General features: G+C 45.7%; 23 protein-coding genes. 8 read left to right on the plus strand and 15 right to left on the minus strand.

The annotated features are described in order from the left end of the window. Positions 1-15 precede the first annotated feature (15 nt). Together AAHN97_RS24160 and AAHN97_RS24165 are read right to left on the minus strand one after the other, a co-directional pair. Positions 16-582 carry a ferritin-like domain-containing protein gene (locus AAHN97_RS24160; protein WP_343304666.1) on the minus strand — a complete coding sequence of 189 codons (567 nt, stop codon included), beginning with the start codon at positions 580-582 and terminating at the stop codon, positions 16-18. Further along, positions 572-973, minus strand: a complete 402-nt coding sequence (locus AAHN97_RS24165) for a hypothetical protein (RefSeq protein WP_343304667.1) — start codon at positions 971-973, stop codon at positions 572-574. The genes AAHN97_RS24160 and AAHN97_RS24165 overlap by 11 nt, the downstream gene beginning before the upstream one ends. Before the next feature lie 427 nt (positions 974-1,400). Between AAHN97_RS24165 and AAHN97_RS24170 the strand changes: the two genes are divergently transcribed. Both AAHN97_RS24170 and AAHN97_RS24175 read left to right on the plus strand, forming a co-directional pair. After that, positions 1,401-2,708: a sensor histidine kinase gene (locus tag AAHN97_RS24170; protein ID WP_343304668.1), complete on the plus strand. Its 1,308-nt coding sequence runs from the start codon at positions 1,401-1,403 to the stop codon at positions 2,706-2,708. A gap of 52 nt (positions 2,709-2,760) precedes the next feature. Continuing rightward, positions 2,761-4,197, plus strand: coding sequence for a hybrid sensor histidine kinase/response regulator (locus AAHN97_RS24175; RefSeq protein WP_343304669.1), 1,437 nt, complete (start codon positions 2,761-2,763; stop codon positions 4,195-4,197). Between the two features lie 70 nt (positions 4,198-4,267). On the opposite strand, the gene AAHN97_RS24180 is transcribed toward AAHN97_RS24175, so the two are convergent. Beyond that, a complete protein-coding gene (locus AAHN97_RS24180; protein ID WP_343304670.1) occupies positions 4,268-4,420 on the minus strand; it encodes a lmo0937 family membrane protein in 153 nt (50 codons plus the stop codon). 220 nt (positions 4,421-4,640) lie between these two features. Between AAHN97_RS24180 and AAHN97_RS24185 the strand changes: the two genes are divergently transcribed. Next, entirely contained in the window at positions 4,641-5,099 is a 459-nt protein-coding gene (locus tag AAHN97_RS24185; RefSeq protein WP_343304671.1) for a PA2169 family four-helix-bundle protein, read from the plus strand. Between the two features lie 66 nt (positions 5,100-5,165). After that, the gene (locus AAHN97_RS24190; RefSeq protein WP_343304672.1) at positions 5,166-5,360 is read left to right on the plus strand and encodes a hypothetical protein; all 195 of its coding nucleotides are present in this window, start codon (positions 5,166-5,168) and stop codon (positions 5,358-5,360) included. A gap of 12 nt (positions 5,361-5,372) precedes the next feature. Here AAHN97_RS24190 and AAHN97_RS24195 read toward each other — a convergent pair whose 3' ends face one another. Beyond that, on the minus strand, positions 5,373-5,558 hold the full coding sequence (locus tag AAHN97_RS24195; protein WP_343304673.1) for a CsbD family protein: 186 nt from the start codon (positions 5,556-5,558) through the stop codon (positions 5,373-5,375). A gap of 120 nt (positions 5,559-5,678) precedes the next feature. Between AAHN97_RS24195 and AAHN97_RS24200 the strand changes: the two genes are divergently transcribed. From AAHN97_RS24200 to AAHN97_RS24210, 3 genes are all read left to right on the plus strand, one after another. Next, positions 5,679-6,281 carry a response regulator gene (locus tag AAHN97_RS24200; RefSeq protein WP_343304674.1) on the plus strand — a complete coding sequence of 201 codons (603 nt, stop codon included), beginning with the start codon at positions 5,679-5,681 and terminating at the stop codon, positions 6,279-6,281. A 70-nt stretch (positions 6,282-6,351) separates the two neighbouring features. Further along, positions 6,352-7,788 (plus strand): sigma-54-dependent transcriptional regulator, encoded by a 1,437-nt coding sequence (locus AAHN97_RS24205; protein WP_343304675.1) that lies wholly within the window; start codon positions 6,352-6,354, stop codon positions 7,786-7,788. Positions 7,789-7,793: 5 nt separating this feature from the next. Beyond that, complete coding sequence (locus tag AAHN97_RS24210; protein ID WP_343304676.1) at positions 7,794-8,249, plus strand: low affinity iron permease family protein; 456 nt, start codon at positions 7,794-7,796, stop codon at positions 8,247-8,249. Here the strand turns inward: AAHN97_RS24210 and AAHN97_RS24215 are convergent. The 11 genes from AAHN97_RS24215 to AAHN97_RS24265 all read right to left on the minus strand — a co-directional run bounded on the left by AAHN97_RS24215 (position 8,246) and on the right by AAHN97_RS24265 (position 22,434). Further along, a complete protein-coding gene (locus AAHN97_RS24215; RefSeq protein WP_343304677.1) occupies positions 8,246-8,734 on the minus strand; it encodes a VOC family protein in 489 nt (162 codons plus the stop codon). The genes AAHN97_RS24210 and AAHN97_RS24215 overlap by 4 nt on opposite strands. Before the next feature lie 17 nt (positions 8,735-8,751). Continuing rightward, entirely contained in the window at positions 8,752-9,909 is a 1,158-nt protein-coding gene (locus tag AAHN97_RS24220) for a porin (RefSeq protein WP_343304678.1), read from the minus strand. 24 nt (positions 9,910-9,933) lie between these two features. Beyond that, a complete protein-coding gene (locus tag AAHN97_RS24225; protein WP_343304679.1) occupies positions 9,934-11,274 on the minus strand; it encodes an anaerobic C4-dicarboxylate transporter in 1,341 nt (446 codons plus the stop codon). A 35-nt stretch (positions 11,275-11,309) separates the two neighbouring features. Then, entirely contained in the window at positions 11,310-12,368 is a 1,059-nt protein-coding gene (locus AAHN97_RS24230) for a type II asparaginase (RefSeq protein ID WP_343304680.1), read from the minus strand. A 2-nt stretch (positions 12,369-12,370) separates the two neighbouring features. Next, entirely contained in the window at positions 12,371-13,777 is a 1,407-nt protein-coding gene (gene aspA / locus AAHN97_RS24235; protein WP_343304681.1) for an aspartate ammonia-lyase, read from the minus strand. Positions 13,778-13,880: 103 nt separating this feature from the next. Then, entirely contained in the window at positions 13,881-14,348 is a 468-nt protein-coding gene (locus AAHN97_RS24240) for a hypothetical protein (RefSeq protein WP_343304682.1), read from the minus strand. Next, on the minus strand, positions 14,345-14,848 hold the full coding sequence (locus tag AAHN97_RS24245; RefSeq protein WP_343304683.1) for an RNA polymerase sigma factor: 504 nt from the start codon (positions 14,846-14,848) through the stop codon (positions 14,345-14,347). Before AAHN97_RS24245 ends, AAHN97_RS24240 begins: the two co-directional genes overlap by 4 nt. Before the next feature lie 102 nt (positions 14,849-14,950). Beyond that, the gene (locus tag AAHN97_RS24250; RefSeq protein ID WP_343304684.1) at positions 14,951-16,279 is read right to left on the minus strand and encodes a glycosyl hydrolase family 18 protein; all 1,329 of its coding nucleotides are present in this window, start codon (positions 16,277-16,279) and stop codon (positions 14,951-14,953) included. A gap of 27 nt (positions 16,280-16,306) precedes the next feature. Further along, entirely contained in the window at positions 16,307-17,899 is a 1,593-nt protein-coding gene (locus AAHN97_RS24255; protein WP_343304685.1) for a SusD/RagB family nutrient-binding outer membrane lipoprotein, read from the minus strand. Between the two features lie 36 nt (positions 17,900-17,935). Further along, complete coding sequence (locus AAHN97_RS24260) at positions 17,936-21,406, minus strand: SusC/RagA family TonB-linked outer membrane protein (RefSeq protein WP_343304686.1); 3,471 nt, start codon at positions 21,404-21,406, stop codon at positions 17,936-17,938. Positions 21,407-21,444: 38 nt separating this feature from the next. After that, complete coding sequence (locus AAHN97_RS24265; RefSeq protein ID WP_343304687.1) at positions 21,445-22,434, minus strand: FecR family protein; 990 nt, start codon at positions 22,432-22,434, stop codon at positions 21,445-21,447. Positions 22,435-22,548: 114 nt separating this feature from the next. On the opposite strand from AAHN97_RS24265, the gene AAHN97_RS24270 reads away from it, so the two are divergent. Beyond that, positions 22,549-23,097 carry an RNA polymerase sigma factor gene (locus AAHN97_RS24270; RefSeq protein ID WP_343304688.1) on the plus strand — a complete coding sequence of 183 codons (549 nt, stop codon included), beginning with the start codon at positions 22,549-22,551 and terminating at the stop codon, positions 23,095-23,097. Positions 23,098-23,141: the final 44 nt, after the last annotated feature.

Below are 23,141 nucleotides of genomic sequence, written 5' to 3' on the forward strand. Positions count from 1 at the left end.
GTTTTTCCGCGCTGGTTATTCAGATAACGCTTCTTCATTCACCGTTGATTCGGCGATCTGTGTTAATAAGCCATCCGCTTCTTTTTCTTCTGCCAGCGTTTGTTCCAGTAATTTCGCCACTTCTGTATGGCCCATTACATTTGCCAGCGTACGGAGACTTCCATAAGCAGCAATTTCATAATGTTCCACTTTCTGTGCCGCAATGATCAAACCGGCATCCAGTACAGCGGATTCCTCTTCTTCTTCGATCAGTTCCTGTGCTTCCATCACCAGGCCTTCCATTGCTTCACATTTCTTGGCCACAGCCTTGGCGCCAAGCAGTTCAAAGATCTCTTCAACGCGGCTTACCTGCTCTTTGGTCACAGCGAGATGTTCGCCGATCGCATTGGCCAGTTCTTCAGATGTAGCGGCCTTCTGCATTTTGGGCAAAGCCTTTACCAGGTGTTTTTCCGCCCAGTAAATGTCTTTCAGTTCGTCCATAAATAATTGATGGAATTTGGAGTTTTCCATCTTTGCATTACCGTTCTTCTTTGTTGAGGAAGCGGTCTTTGTTTTTGCGGGGGATGCTTTCTTAGTTGCCATTTTTGTTCTTTTTATATGGTGTTTCTTTATTAGGAAAAGGGAAACGATCCCTGCTGTCTACTAAACTCTCCGGATCTTTGTTCCCGGTATCGCGGTCATCTTCTACCAACAGGTCCGGGTCTTGTTCTTCCACATCAGTGTTCTCCTCACTTTCTCCTTTATCCGGTATCTGTTCTTTAGGTCCCTGCTCTGGTCCGTTGGGAACAGACTGCGGGTCACTCGGTTTACGATCTATCTCACGTTTAGGAACTTCTTCCGGTACACTTGGTATTTCAGGTTTAGGTTGCCCACCTCCTTCTCCATGTCTCCCTTTTTCCTCTTCCTTTCCTGGTGGCTGCGGCTGTGGTTGGCCGGGTTTTACAGGATTGTCCTGATTGGTTAGGCTGTTCATAACTCACAATTTTAATAAGATGTAAAGAATAGATATGCACTGCTGCACGACATGGAAAATATTTCAAACAACATTCCAATAACGGTATCACATTTGCGTTCTGATAGAGGTATAGGCGTGAGAATTACAACCACAAGTGGTTTCAATTGCTGTTAACAATCCTAATATTCATGGGGTAAGCACTATTACCCCTGCACCATTCTATCGGCCTGATCTTGTTATGTAGAAATACCTTTTCAAACTGTAGAAATTGTTGCACGAGGGGGGAAACACTAATAAGTACTTGTTTTTAAGTAACTTAGTTAAGCCCATCTTAATTTATCAAATGCATATCAGCGTACAGAAAAAGATCAGGATTGGCTTCTTTATCGCGTTTACGATTATCGTAGGAGCCACGGTATTATCATATCTGATAGCGAAAAACCTAATGCATAACGCTAATCAGTTGAATCATACCATTGAAGTATCCAAAAAGCTGGAGGTGATCACCAAACAGCTGAAAGATGCGGAAGCCGCCATTCGTGGATACAACCTCACCAAACAAACGGCTTTCCTGCATCCCAGTATGGAAACCCGTAGTATCAAGATCGAAAAGGAGTACATGAACCTCCGGAAGATCATGACGGACCCTCTTCAGCAGAAGAACCTCGATACCCTGAAGAAACTGCTGGATATAAAATATAAACAGCTCACTGCAGGTGAACAAAAGGATGCTGTTATCGGAGCCAGCATCTCAGTAGGGGAAGGGGAAGCGTATATGGACCTGATAGATAAGAAAGTACAGGAGATGACCGATATCGAAGAAAAGCAGTTAACGGAAAGGTCCCGCCTCTTCCAGTTCTTCTCCAATCTCTGGATCCCCGTTGTTTTTATCATTTCCATCTTTGCCATTTTTATCGGCGTCTATTCCTATATTATCCTCACCAGGGAATTCCGCATGCAATTACATATAGAAACGCGCCTCAAGAATTACCAGCGGGAACTCCAGGAAAATATCAACCTGCTGAATAAAAGTAACCTGGAACTGGAACAGTTTGCCTACGTGGCTTCGCATGACCTGCAGGAACCCCTGCGTAAGATCTCTACGTTTTCAGACCGCCTGCAGCTAAAATATAAACCGGCACTTCCCCCTGAAGCGTCTCAATTGATAGACCGTATGGTGGTAGCCGTGTCCCGGATGCGGGTGCTGATCAATGATCTGCTCACCTTTTCCCGCGCAGGCAGGATCACTACAGAGGTTGTAAAACCGGTGAACATGAACCAGCTCCTCCAGAATGTGATCGTAGACCTGGAATTGGCCCTGCAGGAACGCAAAGGCACTGTTTATGCTGATCAGCTACCGGACATTGAGGGCAGCGATACTGCTTTTCACCAGTTATTCCTCAACCTGCTCTCCAACTCCATAAAATTTGCCTATCCGGAACGCAACCTGGAAATAAGGATCAAAAAAGAACTATTAACCGGCAGGGAAACAGGTGTTGTGAAAGACGATAAACAGGAAGCCACTTACTGCCGCTTTACGATAGAAGACAATGGGATCGGGTTTGATCAGGCCTATGCAGAACGCATTTTTCTGATCTTTCAACGTTTACATGGCGTCAGCGAATACAAAGGTACCGGCATTGGCCTGGCCATCTGTAAAAAGATAGTGGACGCACATCATGGTTACATCAGTGCCTACGGCTATCCGGGAAAAGGAGCCACTTTCGTGATCATTCTACCCCTCAAACAATAAAAAAGCCGGGGTTTCGAAAAAAGAGCATACTTATTGCTGATAAACTGAACGGATGAAAAATACACGTAAGCGCATTTTAATGATAGACGATGATGAGGATGATTTTTTCCTCGTCAACAGTTTGTTACAGGATACTGCCCCTGACCAGTACGAAGTGGAATGGGCGCCCACCTATCAAAAGGGGATTGCCGCCATTGAGAAAAAGGAACATGAACTATATCTGGTAGATTACCGCCTTGGGCAGCATACCGGTATAGACACCCTCCGTCATTTTCATGAAATTGGTTATGAAGCTCCCGTGATCATGCTCACGGGCAAGGGAGATTATGCCATAGATAATGAAGCAATGATGGCTGGTGCCACGGACTACCTGGTAAAAGGGGAGATCACAGGGCAGGAGCTGGAAAGGGCCATCCGTTATGGCATCACTGAATTCAAACACCTACGCCTCATTGCGGAAAATGAGAGAAAATACTTCGGCATTTTCGAAAAGAGCCACGACCTGATCATCCTCGCGGACTGCAATAAGAATATTATTGAGATCAATCCTACCGCCACGCGGAAATTGCAATACACCAAGGAAGAACTCCTGAATATGAACCTGAAGGAACTGTTCATGAATGAAACAGAGGCGCTCCAATTCCTCCTGGATATTTGTGAGAACAATGCCATCGTTCATAAGGAGCACACCTTCAAAGCCAAAAACGGCCAGAAGCTGGATATGCTCATCAACGCTAATAAACTGGATGAACAGCTGGGCACCTTCCTGCTGGTGGCAGAAGATATCTCTGATAAAAAACGAGAGGAACAGGAGAAACGTAACCAGGAGAAATTTGTGATCACCGGCCGCATTGCACGTGTAATTGCACATGAAGTAAGGAATCCACTCACCAATATACTACTGGCCGTTGGCCAGTACCGGCAGGATGAGCAGCCTTCCGTGGAAGACAGCAGCCTTTACCTGGACATTATTGAACGCAATTGTACCCGCATCAATGTATTGGTAACGGAACTATTGCAATCTACCCGCATGCTGGAACTCAATATGCAGGAATATCCCACTAATGAGGTGGTGAAAAAAGCGCTGGCGCTGGCTGAAGACCGCCTGCAATTGAATGGCATCCGTTTATTGGAGCATTATATGGAAGAAGAAGCCATGTTGCTGGTAGACGAAGAGAAAATGAATATTGCCCTGCTGAACCTCTTCATCAATGCTATTGAAGCAATGACACCGGGCAACGGCGTTCTCACCGTCAGTACCCAAACGAGCCAGGGCAAAGTACTGATCCGAATCGGCGATAACGGTACCGGTATCCCTGAAGAAAACAAAAGCAAACTCTTTGATCCATTCTATACCTCAAAAGCCAAAGGAACCGGCCTGGGCCTTACTTCCACGCAGAACATCATCCTCAACCACAAAGGTACTATCCAGGTAGAAAGCGCACTTGGAGAAGGAACTTTATTCACCATTACCTTACCCCTCGCGTAAAAAGAGAAGGGGAAAAAGAACAACCGTTCTTCTTCCCCTTCTCTTTTTTATGGATCAGAATCTTCCTTTGCTACACAGCCCTTCCACGAATAATATTGATGAGTATGGCAATGATTGCCAGTACCAATAATGCATGGATGAGGCCACCTGCTGAGTATACAAAAAATCCAAGTAACCAGCCTATAATAAGGATTACTGCGATCAGATAAAGTAAATTACTCATGGCTTTATAGTTTAAGTTCATATACTGTAGTGGAAAAACTGTGCCAATGCCAAACAACGGCTGTATGCTTAACTGTGGCAGATTTCATTGGATATTTTGTGGAAGCTCTTCCCCCTATGGGGGTGAATGATCGTCACTGCATACAAGGTATAATGCATGTTTGAGGGTGGCAGTGTTTTTGGAGTTATTCCACTATTGCTCATCCGAAAAATTAACCGTTATGCAACATTCTGAAAAAACAGCAGAAGTATTGGAAGACCTGGTGAAAATTAACAACGACCGTATCGAAGGATATCAGAAAGCTATAAAACAAACAGATGATGGCGATCTGAAGATCCTCTTTGATAAAATGGTTGCTGATAGCAAACAATTCACCACTGAATTAAACAAACAGCTCCGGAATCTGGGAGAAGAAAGAGAAAGGGATAGCACCATGGCAGGTAAGATCTATCGTACCTGGATGGACGTAAAAGTATCCTTTGGAGGAAACAGCCGGCACGCTATCCTCGCTTCCTGCGAATATGGCGAAGATGCTGCCCAGAAATCATATCGCGAAGCTTTGGCACAGGATCACTTACCGGAAGATGTACGCGCGCTGATCACAGAACAGCAAAGAACACTGAAAGCAGCGCACGACCAGATCCGTCATATGAGAGATGTTGAAGCGGTGAATAAATAATCAGTTCTTCCATTTTTGAGAAAAACTCCATCGGCCTTTGGTATTCATTTACTAAAGGCTTTTTTTATGTCCGCTACCGGCATAAAAAAAGCCGTCCTGCATGAAGATGCAGGACGGCAAGGCAAGCTATCTGGTTTTATATTGCTTCGCTTTTCACATGAAACACTTTATCATTTTATTGATAAATGTTATGATGCTGCTAACATTATAAAACCTTCACAGCAGCCAATAACTAAAACAACAGCTATGATAAAAGTATAACCGACGCACCGGCTATAGTTCGTTAATTAACTTTTGTACTTCTTCTTTTGACTTGCCCAGCTTTTTTTGCAGTTTACCGAACAGTTCGTCTTCTTTTCCTTCTGTATACATCAGATCATCATCTGTAAGATCTGCATATTGCTGTTTTAATTTACCTTTAACCTCGTTCCAAGTTCCTTTCAATTGCAGTGAGTTCATGATAATGGTTTTGTTTCTGCAGATAAAAAGACAATTACTATACCATCAGGCCAAAGCGGTTAACAACTGGAAAAATGATGGATATTATCGCGGATTGGGGAAGCAGGAACCGGGAAAAGTGTGGAATTTTATCCCCATTTTAGCTGTAGGGGCAGTATTTTTCTTCCGGCAGAGAGTTTGCAATTGTTTTTATGTACTGAAGGGATCGTTACCATGAGCCACAGAAGAAATACATACTGGAATAAGATATTCGGAAATGTTTTTGGTCTATCGATCATACACCCGGCTCGTGAACACCGGACACTTATACCTGCAAGAAATGCCAATTATATCCCTAAAAAAGATACGCAACACCAAAAGATCATGGGAAATTCAATTCTGATTATTGATGATGAGCCGGATATCTGCCGCCTACTGCAATTGAATCTCAGCAAGTATGGATATAAAGTAAAATATGTTCATGCGCTGTCTGAAGGCTGGCAATTTCTTAAAAGTCATCCAACTGACGTCCTGTTCCTCGACATACACCTCCCTGACGGCTCCGGGCTGGAAGCCCTGCCGCAGATCAAGCAATTATACCCAGCCTTGCAAGTGATCACTATCAGTGCCTATGACAACGGATTAGAAAAAGAAAAAGCACTAACAGCAGGAGCGGCCCACTTTTTGCCGAAACCTTTTAACGTGGGGAAATTACAGGAGATCATTACTGACGTGAAAAGTTAGGTGCTTAGCTTAAGTTAGCGTGTGCATAATTTTCGTAAATTTAATACCCGTCCAATACCAAATAATAAGTATGAAACGTATCCTCATTATTGATGATGAAATAAACATATGTACCCTTTTGAGCAAGTTTTTAAGCAAACACGGGTTCAAGGTAGATAGTACCATGACCGGCGGACAGGCCTTAAAAATGATCAAAGAGGAGCCCTATGATCTGATATTGTGTGATTACCGGCTGAAAGACACCGACGGTGCCAAATTGTTGAACGATATCCATCAGATCAGCCCACAAACGGTAGTGATCATCATTACCGGCTATACAGATGTGAGGATCGCAGTGGAAATGGTGAAGAACGGAGCTTACGATTACATTTCGAAACCATTATATCCGGACGAGATCCTGAACCTGGTGAACAAAGCCCTGTCTCAAAAACCAGTGGCTATTTCCGAAATTGCCGTAGCGCCACATGCCCACGAAGAAAATAATCTGCCTGTTACCCAGCAGCACAAAACCGGTACTTATGTATATGGTGAAAGTGAACCATCCAAAGCATTGTACAGGGAACTCACGCTGGTGGCACCAACAGATTACAGTGTGATCATTTTTGGTGAAACAGGTACAGGTAAAGAATCCGTAGCACATCTGATACATGAACACAGCAGCCGGAAAGGACAACCATTTGTGGCCCTGGATTGCGGTAGCCTCTCCCGGGAACTGGCGGCCAGTGAACTTTTTGGTCATGAAAAAGGTTCCTTTACAGGAGCCATCGGCACCAAAATAGGCGCTTTTGAACAAGCCCATGGAGGTACCTTATTCCTGGATGAAATATCCAACCTCACTTACGATATACAGGTTGCATTACTCCGGGTGATCCAGGAAAAACAGATCCGCCGCGTAGGCAGCATGAAGGAAATATCCATAGATGTACGCCTCATTGTTGCCTCCAACGAAAACCTCTTTGAATCCGTTCAGAAAGGCAAATTCAGGGAAGACCTTTTCCACCGTTTCAATGAATTCACCATCCATATTCCCCCATTACGTGCCCGCAGAGAAGACCTTACTTTCTTTGTAGAATCCTTTATGACGCAGGTAAGTAAGGAACTGAACAAACCACCGGTAGTGCTCAGCGAAGAAGTGTGGGAATGTTTCCGTCAATACGACTGGCCGGGAAATATCCGTGAACTGAAGAACGTGATCCGCCGCGCCAGCCTCTTAACACCTGCCAATAAAGAGATCAGCATGGCAGCCCTTCCATTGGAAATGAAAGGGGGAGGCACCTTCCGTGCAACCATGGCACCGCCACAGGAAACACTAAGTCAGAATGGTGAAGAAGAACTTGATATACCGGAGTCTAATGACCTGAAATCCGTAGCGTTAAAGGCGGAATACAATAAGATCATCAATGTGCTCAAGGAAGTGAAGTATAACAAAACCAAAGCAGCGCAACTCCTGAACATCGACAGGAAAACCCTGTACAATAAGCTGCGCCTGCTGAATATTAATTACTAAAACATATGGCCCAGAAAAAGATACATCTTTTTGAAAAGATGGCAGAAAAAGTAGTAGCAGCAACGGGAAGCCCCTGGGCCTTTATGCTGGCTCTTTTAACAATTATAGTATGGGGCGTAACAGGCCCCATCTTTAATTATTCTGATACCTGGCAGCTGGTGATCAATACAGGCACCACCATTATTACTTTCCTGATGGTGTTCATCATCCAGAAGTCGCAGAATAAAGATTCCAAATCCATTCAGCTGAAACTGAACGAACTGATAGCGGCCACTAAAACCGCCAGTAATCGTTTGATAGATGTGGAGTCTTTATCAGAGGAAGAACTAAATACACTCCGTACGTTCTACACCAAACTGGCCCAGGAAACACCCAAACATCTCGACCTCAAACATTCCCACTCCATTGAAGAAGCGATCGATAATATTGAGGATAAGTTAGAAGCCTTCAAAAAAACTTAGCTCTCTAATTCCTGTAACAAATTGCTGAGGTTCAGGCGATGTGTGTACATCGTCAGTTGCCCGTTTTCGTCTAAGGGCCACTGATCACGGGGTTTGTCCCAATACAACTCAACACCATTCTGATCAGGATCATTGAGGTACAATGCTTCAGACACACCATGATCTGAAAAGCCTGTGAAAGGTACTTTTGCATCGGTTAATCTTTTATAGATCGTAGCAAGGTCTTTACGGGTGGGATATAAAATGGCCGTATGATACAGGCCGGGCGCATTCTCCGGAGCAGGCGGCATGCCTTTGCTGTGCCAGGTGTTCAACCCGATATGATGATGGTAACCACCTGCAGAGATGAAAGCTGCCTGGTCCCCATATTTCACCATCAATTCAAAACCCAGTAACCCGCAATAAAAATCAAGGGAACGTTGCAGGTCTGCAACCTTTAAATGCACATGGCCAATGCGCGTTTGTGCCGGAACGGTGTAACTCATGTAACAAAGATAAGGGGTTACAGGATCACCAGCGGGCTGATCACCCCAACTGAAATGCGGTAATTATCTGTATTGCGCTGCCCTAATTCCTGCCGGGCATTTTCCGTGTATTTATATACCCTGCCTATAAATGCGCCAAATACCTTCAGGTTAAAATTCTTAACAGGATATACTTCCAGCCCCGGAATATATCCCCATGCCTGCCGCAGTTTAGTGTGGCTGCTTTCGGATGGTTTCTTCCAGAAAGCATCGTCCAGCATACCCACAAAAAATACATTCACTTTATCAGACACCCGCACATCCACTTTTGCCCAATGGCTGATGTAGCGCACATTCTGTGCGGTTTTAATATCAATATTCTCGGTGAAGCCTGATACAATTCCCTTCCTGTCCAACTGCTCCTGGCTGAATTTGAAGTCGTACTCCAGTTTAACTTTATCCAGGTTGAGCTGATTACCAAACGCGAAGTAGTTCATGTATTCATATTCTGCTTCCCGGAATAAGGAATAGGACCAGATGGTATTAAACTTTCCGTTAAAAAAACTGCCACGCCAGTTTGCTACAGCAGCAAAAGGGAAACGGGCTTCCTTAATACCGGGGATAGTATCGTACAGCTCATAAAAACTGGCGGTACGTGTATTCAGTAATTGCAGGGTGAATTCATGCTTCTTATCCGGCAGCACATACCCAACACCTGCACCGGTCAGAAAATTGTCTGCGTATTCAATGATATCGGAGTACTCATAAATGTCTATCGGGTTTGCATCAAACTCATACCCACCCCAGTCTGCTGACATTTTACCTGCATAGATCTTCCAGTTTGGTGTGGGATCAAAACGGATAAAGGCCATGTCCGTAGAACGGCTGATGTTGTCAATCGACTGGGGTACTACATTGCGTGTATACCTGTCCCGGAAACGGAAATAAACTTTCTCATGCACTTTCCCCTTGATCTCCAGCCTGAACTGCTCCAGTGTAAATCGGGAACGCTGATAAGTTCCCTCACTGAATTCGTTCCTGAAAGCCGTTTGCATATTCGCAATCACGTCTACATTAGACAACAGTGATTGTTTGCTGACCGGGATAATGGGTTGCCCGTTGGCCGCCGTATCCTGCTGCCGCTGTGCCATCACAGCCATGGGTACAAATAACAGAACAATGATCAGGGAACGCATAAGAAAGGTTTTTTTAAGGCCCTGCTACCAGAATATGCTGGCTAGCAGAAATCCCGCGGCAACCGTAACAGAAACACTCACTAAACCGGGGATCATAAAACTATGGTTGATCAGATACTTGCCGATATGTGTACTGCCGGTACGGTCAAAGTTGATCGCAGCCAGCAGGGTGGGATAACCCGGTAATACAAAATCTCCGTTGGTAGCAGGGAACATAGCCACCAGGCTGCTGGGAGCAATGCCCAGTAATACCCCCAATGGCATCAAAGCTTTGGTGGTAGCTGCCTGGCTAAATAACAACATGCTCAGTACAAACAGTGCAATAGAGAATGTCCAGGGGGCTGCTCTTACCATATCTCCCAATCCTCCTTCTATCACGGCTTCGTTAGCTTCCATAAACGTGGCACTCATCCATACCACCCCAAAAATAGATACCACAGCCTGTGCTCCTGCCGTAAATAAACTTGCTTTAGCGATAGCAGTAGTGGTGGTCTTTGTAAACAATAACATCAGGGCTGCCGCAGCCAGCATCACCAGTTCAATCACAGCGGCCATTTTAATGGTGCCGTTTGCATTTACAGAAAGGTTTGCCTTGCCGGGTTCAAAATGTGGCAGCAGGTTCGGGAATGCTCCTACCAGCACAATCAATAACACCGCAATCCCAAAAATGATCACAGAGGTTTTGGCGCCCTTAGGCAATGGTTTATTATTATCTGCACTTTCCGCATCCAGTTCTTTAGCAAATTCGGGGTCTTTCATTTTCTCAATGAACACAGGATCATTTTCCAGTTCCTTTCCTTTTTTCCACACAACCGCTACTCCTGCCAGGATACCAATAAGGCAGGCAGGGATACATATTTTCAGGATGTGTATCATTTCTATCTGGCCGGCCAGGATAGTGATCATCGCTGCTGTGGCTGCAGAAATAGGGCTTGCCGTAATACCCAGGTGTGCAGCAATTACGGAGATACTGAGCGGGCGTTCAGGACGGATCCTCTTTTTGGTAGCCACCTCCGAAATGATCGGCAGGAGGGAATAAGTGATATGAGAAGTACCTGCGAAAAGTGTAAAGCAGAAAGTTACCAGCGGCCCCATCAAAGTGATCATGGAAGGTTTGCTGCGCAGGATCTTTTCTGCGATGCGTACCATATAGTCCATTCCGCCGGCAGCCTGCATGGTTGCTGCAGTAGTCACTACCGCCAGGATGATCAGCATTACATCAATGGGCGGCTCTGCCGGCCGCATACGGAATAAAAAGAGGTAGAGGGCAAGTGCTATCATTCCCATTACACCAAGGCCTATGCCTTTCATTCTTGCGCCGATAAGTATGGCAGCTAACAGGATTGCAAATTGAAGCCAGATCATGTGTTTTATTTATACGATAATTGAAAGCAACGCCATTAATACTTAAAGAACATCTCCTGGATCTTCTTTGGATCTTTGGTTTTTAACAATGCCAGTTGCAAAAGGATGCGTGCTTTCTGTGGATTAAGATCGTCAGCTACAATTGTTCCCAGCGCAGCGTCATCTGTTTCGGAGTTAAGGGTAACCCTTCCACTGCCTGTACGCGAAGAGCGTACTATGATCACACCTTTTCGGGTAATGTCTTTCACACGGGCTTCCACAGTCGGGTATAGGTTACCATTGCCCACTCCGGCAATTACAACTCCCTGTGCTTTATCATTCACCACCGCTTCCAGCAGCACAGGATTCATATTGGCATAGCCGTACAAGATATCTACTTTCGGCAAAGAATTCACCTGGCTGATATCAAATTCTGTCTGAACCGTGTGTTTACGCAGGATGCTGTGGTAATATTCCACCTTCCCATCGAACACTGTACCCAGGGGGCCGGTGTTCGGACTTTGGAAAGTAGCCACATTGGTGGTGTTGGTTTTAGTCACTTCCCGGGCGGAAAATATATGGTCGTTCATACATACCAGTACGCCCCTGTTCGATGATTTTTTATTGGATGCGGTAACGATGGCATTGTATAAATTCATGGGGCCATCTGCAGAAATAGCCGTGGCAGAACGCATAGCGCCAGCCAGCACTACGGGTTTTTCTGTTTTTACGGTCAGCTGTAAAAAGTAGCCCGTCTCCCCTTCTGTATCAGTACCATGTGTGATCACAATGCCATCCACTTCCGGCTTTGCGGCCAGCTCATTGATCCTTTTGGCCAGCTTCAGCCAAACACTGTCGTGCATAGACTGGCTTCCTACGGAGGCTACCTGCTCTCCGGTAAGGTTCGCAATTTTGCGCGCTTCCGGTAAGGCATTCAGTAATGCATCGATGGGTAACTTACCGGCTGTGTAAGCAGTGCCCACACTGGATGTACCGGCACCTGCAATAGTACCGCCGGTTGCCAGGATCACCACATTGGGCAGTTTGTTTTGCTGCTGTGCGGATACCTGTAAAGAAGAAAACAAAACAAAGACGAAGTAGGTGTATGGTTTCATAGCTAACTATTGATAAACTTAGGGCGGATGAGATTCTCGAATGTGAAGATCTCATCCCATTTTTCCTGCGTTACCAATTTCTTTTCTTTCACGGCAATATCATGTACGGACTTGCCTGTTTCCAGGGCCTCCTTGGCAATGGCCGCAGATTTTTCATAACCAATGATGGGATTCAGCTGGGTTACAATGCCAATACTCTGCATCACCATTTCCTGTGTGCGGGTGGCATTGGCTGTAATACCCACTACACATTTCTCGCGCAGGGTATTGCAGGCATTGGTCATATAAGTGATGGAAGTGAAGAGCGAAAAGCCTATCACGGGCTCCATTACATTCAGTTGCAACTGCCCTGCTTCTGCAGCGAGGGTTAAAGTAAGATCTGCCCCGATCACATAAAATGCTGTTTGATTCACCACTTCAGGGATCACGGGATTCACTTTGCCTGGCATGATGGAGGAGCCGGGTTGCATGGGTGGCAGATTGATCTCATTCAATCCGCAACGCGGCCCGGAAGACAAGAGGCGAAGATCATTACAGATCTTGGAAACTTTCACGGCAGTACGTTTCAGTACGCCGGACAATTGAACGTAAGCCCCTGTATCGTAAGTGGCCTCTATCAGATCGGTGGCCAGGGAAAGACTGAGGCCGCTTGCTTTATTGAGATATTTGATCACCAGTTCTGCATATCCTTTAGGCGCATTCACACCGGTACCAATGGCCGTGGCGCCCATATTCACTTCAGAGATAAGGCGTTTGCTGTCTTCTATGCGGGATAGTTCTTCCCGCAGATTGGTAGCAAAAGCCATGAACTCATCGCCCATGCTCATGGGCACGGCATCCTGTAATTGCGTACGCCCCATTTTTAATACCTGGCTGAATTCCTGGCCTTTTGCATGAAAGGAATCTGCCAGCTCACGCAGGCTATCGCTATACGCTGTGAGCTTATTGATCAATGCAATGCGGAATGCGGTAGGGTAAGCATCATTTGTGGATTGCGAACAGTTCACATGGTTATTGGGATGGCAGAAATCGTAATTACCTTTATCTTTTCCCATCATCTCCAGTGCTACATTCGCGATCACTTCATTGGCATTCATGTTCACGGAAGTACCTGCCCCCCCTTGTATCAGGTCTGTCGGGAACTGGTCCAGGAATTCTCCGTTGATCAAACGGTCGCTGGCCTTTACGATGGCGGCTGCAATTCCTTTATCCAATGCACCAAGGTCTGCATTGGCCTGTGCAGCTGCTTTCTTCACATAACCCAGTGCCTGCACAAATATGGGCTCGCTTTTCATCTGGATGCCTGTAATATGAAAATTCTCAATTGCACGAAGGGTTTGAATGCCATAATAGACATCCTTAGGGATTTCTTTTTCACCCAAAAAATCATGCTCAACACGTTGTGCCATAAGTTAAGTATTGAAGTTTAGTAATGTTGCTCTGTACTACTATCCTCAATAAACAGCACAAAAGAAGATTTTGTTTAAGCGCGGAAGAAGAGATATGATAATGCTATTGGGGGGACGACTGTTGCAACTCCTTTCTCACTTTCTCTCTTTCCTGCTGACGGTCCTCTACCTGGCGGTATTTGAAGTAGAAATAAATAGCGAGGAATAAACAAAATTTGAAAAGGAGGAAAGCAATTACAAAGATCCATTTCCATATTTTATGGACGGTCATGTAGTTGCTTTGATTATGCTGGATATTGATGAAGGTATAGTTGGGGTTCTTTTTATCTGAGCCGGGACTAGTATCCGCCCAGCCTAAAGGTTGCAGGGAACGTTCACGTAACTCCATGGGGGGAGGTACGGCATCTTCCAGCCATAATTTCTGAATGGTTTGTTCCACGGCATTGAACTCTTTGCGCAGTTCCGGATACTCTTTTATCAAACGTTCCAGCTCCTTCGCCTCCTCAGGAGTCGCAAGGCCCAGCACGTAGCTTTCAACCATTCCGTTGTCTATGTATTCCTGTACGTTCAATTGTTATTGGAAAATTTTCTGAATGCTATCATCGCCTGCTGTAATAAGAGAAACACCTGTTGCTCGGGTAAACCCAGGCGGGCTGCCACAACTGATCTGGAGAGTCCCATGCAGTAACACTGGTTGAATACGTCACGGCATTCAACGCTAAGCGTACTGCTAAATTGCATTAAACCACTTTTTGCTAGGATGCTTATATCATTACCAGTTAATCCGGCGTAAGGGATTTCTGCTTCGGCAGTTTCCCTCGCCTGTTTCATTATCCACGAAAATAAGGATATTCCGCCGGAATGATAATATTCTTCGATATTTTTGAAAACATGAACAAATGTTCTTACCAACGCATTGTTAGCATCCTGCTTGTGCGGGAACAACTGTAATAAAAGCCCATACACAAGCGCAGCATATTGGTCATATAACCAATGCTTTGCGTGGGGATCTCCGGCTTTTATCTTTTCAATTAAAATGCGCTCATCGGGGTACACTGCTGCTCGTTGCAATATATCGGCTGGTTTTGGTGCAGTCTAATTTAAGGAAATTTACCCGGACAAAAAAAGGCCGGCCTCGCAGCCGACCCATTGCTCAATTAACCAAAAAAGCTACTATTTCAATGCGTTATATATTTCCTTCAGCAGGGACTTATCATCATTACTGTCAAAATCCACCGCCCAGAGGTAAGCTCCTTTGAAGCCGGCCAGTTTGATCTGGTCTGCTTTCCTCTTTGCCAACGGCTGGCCATTATAGTAAATACCAAAGTTTTTGTCCACTTTCTCCTTACCTGCCGCAGCAGGATCCATTCCCAGGATAGTTCTGTAAGGCACATAATCGTAAGACGCCCATCCCTCATTATTACCGTTTGCATCTATGGCATTATAGCGTAAACCGAAAGCCGGAATACCGATCACCAGTTTATCTGCGGGAAGATGAAAGTCCGTCCAGATCTTAGCAGCAGCCACCATATAATCATAACTGGAAGCCTGTCCGCGTGGCGCCGCCGGGCCAACATGAATACCATCTTCAAATGCTCTTACATTTACCCAGGTAGCTGCAGCAAGACTCGGATAATCCCAGTGCTGCCATCCTGCACCCACTGTTGCAGTAACAATAGCATTTGCCGGCAGGGCTGCTTTCAGTTCAGTGATAAAAGGAGCCATGGCAGCCTGGTTGGCAGCATAAGCACCGGAGTTCACATCACTCATCATCACATCCACACCATCCAGTTTTTTAGTGGTTACATAATTCTTTACGGTGTTTACCAATGCCGCACGCGTAGCCGGATCTTTAATGGCCTGCCCAAAATCATTGGCTTCGTAAATAGCCCATCCGTCAACAGCAGAAAGTCTCCCCGTAAGGCCCAGCAATACTGCTTTACCTGCAATGTGCCCACGTGCCACCACTTCATCCATCCTTTGATTGGTTTCTCCTGCAGCAAAATCTACCGTACCATCTGAAGAAACACGGCCGGCCTGGAAGGTCACATGTGTGAGTTGTTCATAGTTCAGACTTTTAGCAGTGCCTGCATCAGAGAGATAAGCATTCACTACTTTATTGTAGGGCTTCAGTGTATAGGTAGGTGGAGGTACTAAAATATTGGAAGAACGGGTGCTCTTCAATCCGCCATATTCTACATCCAGTAATAAGGTATATTCTCCGGGAGCAGGTGGTGTGAAAGAAAAGGTGGTGTCTGTTGATTTCTGTTCCCCATTCACCTTCCAGGATATTTTCACTTTACCTGCAGGTGAATATAACAGCCCGGTAAAATTAGCCGGCTGCCCTGGTGCCAGGATCTGCACTGGTGAAACAAAAACGTTCCTGATATCATAAATGCGCGGATAATCCCCGGCGCCAAATTCAGGATCTTTGATCCTTTCTTTGCCGCAAGCCATCAATGCAAGAAGGGACACCAGCAGTATGTATATTTTCTTATGCATGTTAGTGGTTGTTAAGTGATAGAATGCTTATTGCTTGTCCCACCATACGCGGGCCGTCCAGTCATCATTTCCGCCCATATCCTGCAAGGCTTTATCGTAGTTCACTTTATTCTGCTCTTTCTCAGACAGCGGATATTCAAAACGGCGTGGTATGGTATTGATGTTGGAATAGCCGGGTTTATAACCTGGTGTCAATTGCGGGAAGCCTGACCTGCGCCAGTTAGCATATGCCTCTGGGCCATTCATGAACAGCACCACCCAAAGCTGGTGATTGATCATCTGCAATTCCCTGCCAGGCGCTAGCACGTTATCTGCTTTATACTGTGTGATCTTTGCTGTTTCAATAGTGGGGCCGCCGGGATAAAAGCTCAGCTGACGGATCCCTGCTTCTATACCATTATTGTAGTGTGTGGTATAATCGCCATTGAGGTTAAGCCCCCAGCGGAAACAGGCTTCGGCCAGTAACAATTCTGTTTCTGCATAAGTAAGATGCAGGAAAGGTGCATTGTTGGCAATGAGGAAATTAGCCAGCTGGATCTTTTGCCCGTTGTTGCCGATCTCAAAATCTCCGCGGCCGGGAACGGTAATGGTAAATGTGCTCTTCCAGTCGTCCCACACAAAATCACCATTATTGCAACCGGTATATCCCACTACCGCTCTTACCTGCTCTGTAACATCCAGCCGTTCCATAAACTTGTAAGGGATATCTATGTAATACCTGGCCATATGCTCCAGGCGGGGATCGTTGGTATTGCGGAGCGCATTGATGAATACCTGGTTATAACGGTAAGGCACCAACTCTCCCTGGTTGATGGAAGCAGAAAGGCCATTTCCTCTTACATCCTCATAATTGTTCTGCACATTCTCATGCGTCATCTTACACACATCTTCATTTTTACTGAACACACCGCGGGCAAATGCTTTCTGTACTTCTGCCTTTGCTTTATTTTCATCCCGTTTTACCAGCCGCATCGCCAATCGGAGATGTAATGAGTTCGCAAATTTCTTCCAGGCAGCAATGTCTCCTTTATAGAACTGGTCCTGTGCTACCTGGTCCTTGGCAGGGTCCAGCGCAGTGGAAGCTTCTGTGAGTTCTTTGAAGAAATCGTCATAGATATCTGCCTGCTTATCGTATTTAGGATGTACAATTCCTTTGCTGTAACCGGAAGATGCTTCTGAATAAGGGATATCTCCATAGAGGTCTGTTAACCTGGCAAACACATAGACCTTCATAATGCGGCAGATGTTATGCAGGTTCTGCTTTTTCGGATCGTCCTTAGAGCGGTTCACCGCATCTGCAATATTCAGGATATCATTCGGGTAGTTCAACTCCCAGAGGATGCTCATATATTGCTGCTGCTTCACATAAAAACCTCCATACTGGCAGGCCCATGCACCACCCAGTTGTTGTACCATAGGCATACAGTTAAAAGTGCCTACACGTTCATTGGATTCGAGGTCCCCGGAAAACCTTGCCTGGATCAGCGCAAGCTGAAGTGCAGGGTCCATGTTGCTGCTTTTTGTGGGGTTCACGTTCATGTCCCCAAAATCATCACAGCTCATCAACCCTGTCACCAAAGCCAGGCATAAGTACAACAGGGAATTATAATAACGTTTCATACTTTTCATTTTTGGTTGTTCAATCGGGCATCGTTTTCAGAACCTTGCATTCAGGTTCAAACCCCAGCTTCTGCGGGAAGGCAGGGAACCATATTCCAGGCCCTGGCCGTTACCATTGTTATAGTTGGAATCAGGGTCTACATTCGGCACATTTTTATGCAGGATGAAAGGATTACGACTAACAATAGCCACCGTTAAAGCATTGATGCCGATCCGTTTTAAAAGACCGGATGGCACACTGTACATCAAAGACATTTCGCGCATTTTAATGTAGGATGCATCATATAGGAAAGGAGTGGTGATGCCCTTGTTATCACTATAAAACAGTGACCAGTACTGACCAGGATCTACCGCAGCCGTATTCTTCACATACTGCTGTTTACCATCAGGTCCCATGCCGTTGGGTACAACGCCCTGCGGAACATATCCCCGTACATTTCCCATCTCTTTCCATTCTATCGCCGTTTTATTGGCAGCCAGCCTTTCTTCCTCTGAATGGATCCATTCCTGCCGGCCTTCCAATGTGGTTTTATGACTACCACGTATCACCGCAAAAAGATTGGTCATGGAAAAGAGATCTGCGCCCTGCTTAATATCCAGGATAGCATTGAAGGTGAAATTCTTGTAAGAGAGGGATGTGGTCATACCACCCGTCCAGTCCCAGGTTCCTTTTCCTAAAACCTTGCGGTTATCTGTGGTAAGCGGCGTAAGGGTAATGGAATCCAGGATCACATTACCTCCCGCGTCATACTGGTAATCATATCCAAGGATAGCGCCATAAGGCGTATTAGGTTGTGCTACAACTGAAACACCCAGCCAGCGGGCATCGGAGAGTGTGAGGAATGGAACACCATTCGCCAGTGATTTCACTACGTTCTTATTACGTGCCGCATTCACACTGATATCCCATCTAAAATCTCCTTTATTGACAGGCGTGGCGGAAAGTGCTATTTCCCATCCGCTGTTAGAGATCACGCCTGCATTGATCAGGCGTTGTGTAAATCCTGAAGAAGTAGGAGCAGGCAGGTAATTGATCTGATCCCTTGAATCCTGTGAATAATAGGTTACATCAACACCGATGTTATTCAGGAATTTCATTTCCGTGCCCACTTCAAAAGAACGGGTGCGGGTGGGTTTCAGATCTGTAATTGGCATTATTTTACCATCAACACGCCCGAGTGCCTGGCCATTAATAGGGTATGGGGCAAGACTGTAATACAATCCATCCATAAAAGGATCCGTATCATTTCCCACTTCAGCAACAGAAGCCCGCAGTTTACCATAACTCAGTGTTTTGCCTTTCAGATTTAATGCATCTGAGAACACAAAGCTACCGGATAGAGAACCGTAGATATAGGAGTTCACATCCTTCGGTAAAGTAGAAGCAGCATCCCTGCGGACGGATGCATCTAAATACGCCCAGTTCTTATATGCCACACTGAACAAGCCATAGAATGAGTTGATGCGTTTGCGGGATTCCAGGTCTTCCACCACTTTATCGTTGAAGCTGTTAAAGCTGATCACATCTTTTACCTGCATGTCTGTAGCCAGCAGATCGGTACCCGGTTTGGAGTATTGGGAAAGGCTGGTACCTAACCTTGCAGCAGCATACCATTTTGGCGTGAATTGTTTCTGCAGTGTAAGCAGGAGGTCTGCTTCTGTAGTCTGGTATTTCTGATCAACCCCTTCATATCTTCCGGTAATAGATCCCGGTGTGCTGGGAGGACTGAACTTGCGGTAATTGAAATAAGTGAAGTCTGTAGAGAACCTTCCCTGTAAACTGATCCAGTCTTTGAACTGGTAGTTGGCTACCAGGTTCCCGATCACACGGTCTTTCTTAGTGGTGTTCTGCATTTCGTTGATCACCCAGTAAGGATTGAGCCGGTATTCTCCACCACCCCAGTCAACATAATCCCCGTTTATATTTTTATACCCGGTAGAGAAAATTTCCTGGTCCACATTATTGGCCAAACCCACAAAAGAGTTACCAATGTTACCGGCATCATCTCCTAACGCCGGGCGGTTGTTCACTTTTTCCCGCATGTACATTACTTTGGCATCCACGGTGAGTTTCTTGCCGAATTTTGAATTGCTGGAAAAGTTAACCGTGTTGCGGTTCATGTCGCTATTGGGAACAATGTCGTTATTACGCAGGTCGGACAAAGACAGACGAAAGGCCGTATTATCAGTTGAGCTGGTGAGAGAAATAGTGTTTGTAAAAGTAGAGCCGGTGCGGAAGAAGTTTTCGATGTTATTGCGCACCAGTCCGTAAGGCCGCAGTTTGCCATCGAAGCCGGTTACGGGCAGATTAGGATCTAACCTTGCGCCAAAGTTGCTGAACAAAGTAGTTCTTGCCTGGTCTTTATCACGGGGAATAGTACCACCTGTACCCTGCCCGTATTCATATTGATAATCATCAAAACGGGTGAGTTGTTTTTCCATCGTGGCCGTACTGTTCAGTTCTATGCCAAGGGTTTTTTTAAGCGTTCCTTTTTTAGTTGTGATAAGGATAACGCCATGACCTGCGCGGCTTCCATACAATGCAGAAGCAGAAGGGCCTTTCAGTACACTGATGGTTTCAATATCATCCGGGTTGATGGCAGAGATGGCATCTCCGAAATCAAAACCACTGGAATATTTTTCACTGCCTACCTGGCCATAGTTAGAGTTATCGATAGGTACACCATCCACTACATACAGGGGTTGGTTATTACCTGTAATAGTTGTGTTACCACGAATGATCACACGGGACGAACCTGCGGGACCACCTGCTGTGCTATTGATCACAAGGCCCGGTACTTTACCGGCCAGGGAATTGATCACATTTGTTTCGCGGGCCCTTTTCATATCATCACCGGAAACCTCTGCATGCGCATAACCTAAAGCGCGGGCCTCTCTGCGGATACCGAGTGCCGTTACCACTACAGCTCCCAGTTCCGTCACTTTTTCTTTCAGGGTGATGTTTAATACACTGCCTTCAGAACCCGCTACACGAACCAGGGATTCAAAACCTATCATGGTGAATTCAATGCGGTCTCCCTGGCTGGCTTCAATAGTGTACGTGCCATTGTCTATTGTATGCACTGCTTTTTTGAGACGCAGGTTGTGTACAGTTACGCCTGGCAGCGCTTCTCCTTTTTCATTCACTACCCTGCCTTGCAATGCATGGACGGCCACCTCTGTCGGGCCACTTGTTGGGCGGATCATCACAATGTTATCTGTGATCCTGTAATTGGAATTGATAGCCTGGCAAAGCCGTGCAACAACTGCATCCAGTTGCTGACTGTCTATCCGTAAATGAATAGGTGTGTTCTCTTTAATGCCGGAGGGGTTGTAGGAAAAACGAACGTTTGCAGCCTGCTCAATTTGTTTGAACACACTTGAAAGCGCTACATTTTCCCAATTGAAAGAATACTTTTTTTGCTGCCCATGGGCAAATGTAGTGATGGCCTGCCATAGCAATAGCATAGCAAACATCATACATGAACGTGGTAACGTTTTAGTCATGTATATAGGTTTTAGGTAACCAAAAATTGCGTCCTGTCTTAAAAGCGGATCACTACCTCATTGTTTTCGAGGCGGTAAGTGAACTCATTGGTAAAGCTGATTGCGTCCAGTACTACATTCAGTTGTTGGTTGTTAAATACACCGGTGAACCTTACGGCCTTTCCGGTGGGGCGTTTCTCCAATTTCACTTTTACTCCATAGTATTCTTCGAGGGTCTTTGATATCTGATCCAGGTCTGCGTTTACAAACTCAACTTTACGCTGGATCCATCGCTGCATATTCTCAGGCTGATAGTTCGCTTTTTTAATTCCTGCGCCATCTTCACAGATCGCTTCTTCTCCCGGGGTTAATTCCATGGTTTTAGATTGCGCTTCTACTCTCACTTTACCAGATGCCAGCATGATCTGTGCATTGTGGTCTGCGGGGTAACTGCGCACTTTAAATGCTGTACCTAGCACAGTGGTAGCGGTTTTGCTGGTGATCACAGTAAAAGGAAGGCTGGCATTTGATTTTACGTCGAAGTAGGCTTCCCCATCCAGGTAAACAGAACGGTCTCCTTTGTTGAAGTTATCGCTCAGCTGCAACCTGCTGGCAGTGCTGAGGAGAACGGAAGAACCGTCAGGGAGGGTCAGGCGGGTACGGTCCTGCAGTCCTGTTTCTGCAAGTGGTGTATAATGGATGCTTTTTTCTTTCTTATTATTAAACACCAGGAAAGAAGCCAGGGCGATGGCCACAACACTGGCAGCGGCGATCCATTTATAGGAAAGTTTGCGTACGGGTGTGGTAACTTCCTGGGCATCAAGACTGTCCTTCAATCTTTGAAGGGCTGCGGTCTTCAGGGAAATGGGGGGATATCCTTGCATGGTGAGGTATAATTCGCGGGCTCTTTCCACTTCAGGCAACAATTGCGGATGCTCCTGGAGCATCTGCTCCCAGTATAGTACATCTTCTTCCGGGGTACCTTTACAGTAGTGGAGGAATGAATCGATCAGCAGTAATTCTTCTGCGGTAGAATGCGAATGCAGCATATACTATATTGGTTGATACTATACAAGTGTGAGAAAGCTTTCGTTTTTACCAATGAATTCAAAAAAATATTTTACTTTACCCATGTCAACCAAAAAATAAGTATTCATCACCCGATGAACCAGCTTCGTACGTCAAAGATTGAAAAGAACTGGCACCTGCTTGCCGGAGGGGACCGTGAGGGCCTTTACGAGTGCTTTGATCTTTTCTATGACGACCTTTTCAGGCTGGGCGTTGCCCTTTACCGCGATGTGGACCTTGTTCAGGGATGTATCAATGAGCTCTTCCTGGAGTTATGGAAGATCAGGGAGCGCCTGAAGGAGGTACAGAATATCCAGCAATATGTGATCACCATCTTCAAACGCCTCCTTTATAAAGCCGCTAATGGCGTTAAAGTGGTTTTGTTTGATGAAGCAGCACATATGGAGTTGACACAGGCCTCTTATGAAGAGATGCTCATTGCCTTCCAAACGGATGAAGGGTTGAAGGCAAAACTCCAGGTGGCCATGAAACAATTATCCGGACGGCAGATGCAATTGGTGCAGATGCGGTTTTATGAAGGAAGGGGATTCAAAGAGATGGCGGAAGCAACCGGGCTCACTGAACGAACGATCTATAATACCTTACATAATGCGTTGCAGGTGTTAAGGAAGGAAATGGATTAATATATCCCGCAATCCGGGGATACCCCCAATCTGAAACTTTCCTT

Source organism: Chitinophaga niabensis, from assembly GCF_039545795.1.
GTDB lineage: Bacteria > Bacteroidota > Bacteroidia > Chitinophagales > Chitinophagaceae > Chitinophaga > Chitinophaga niabensis_B.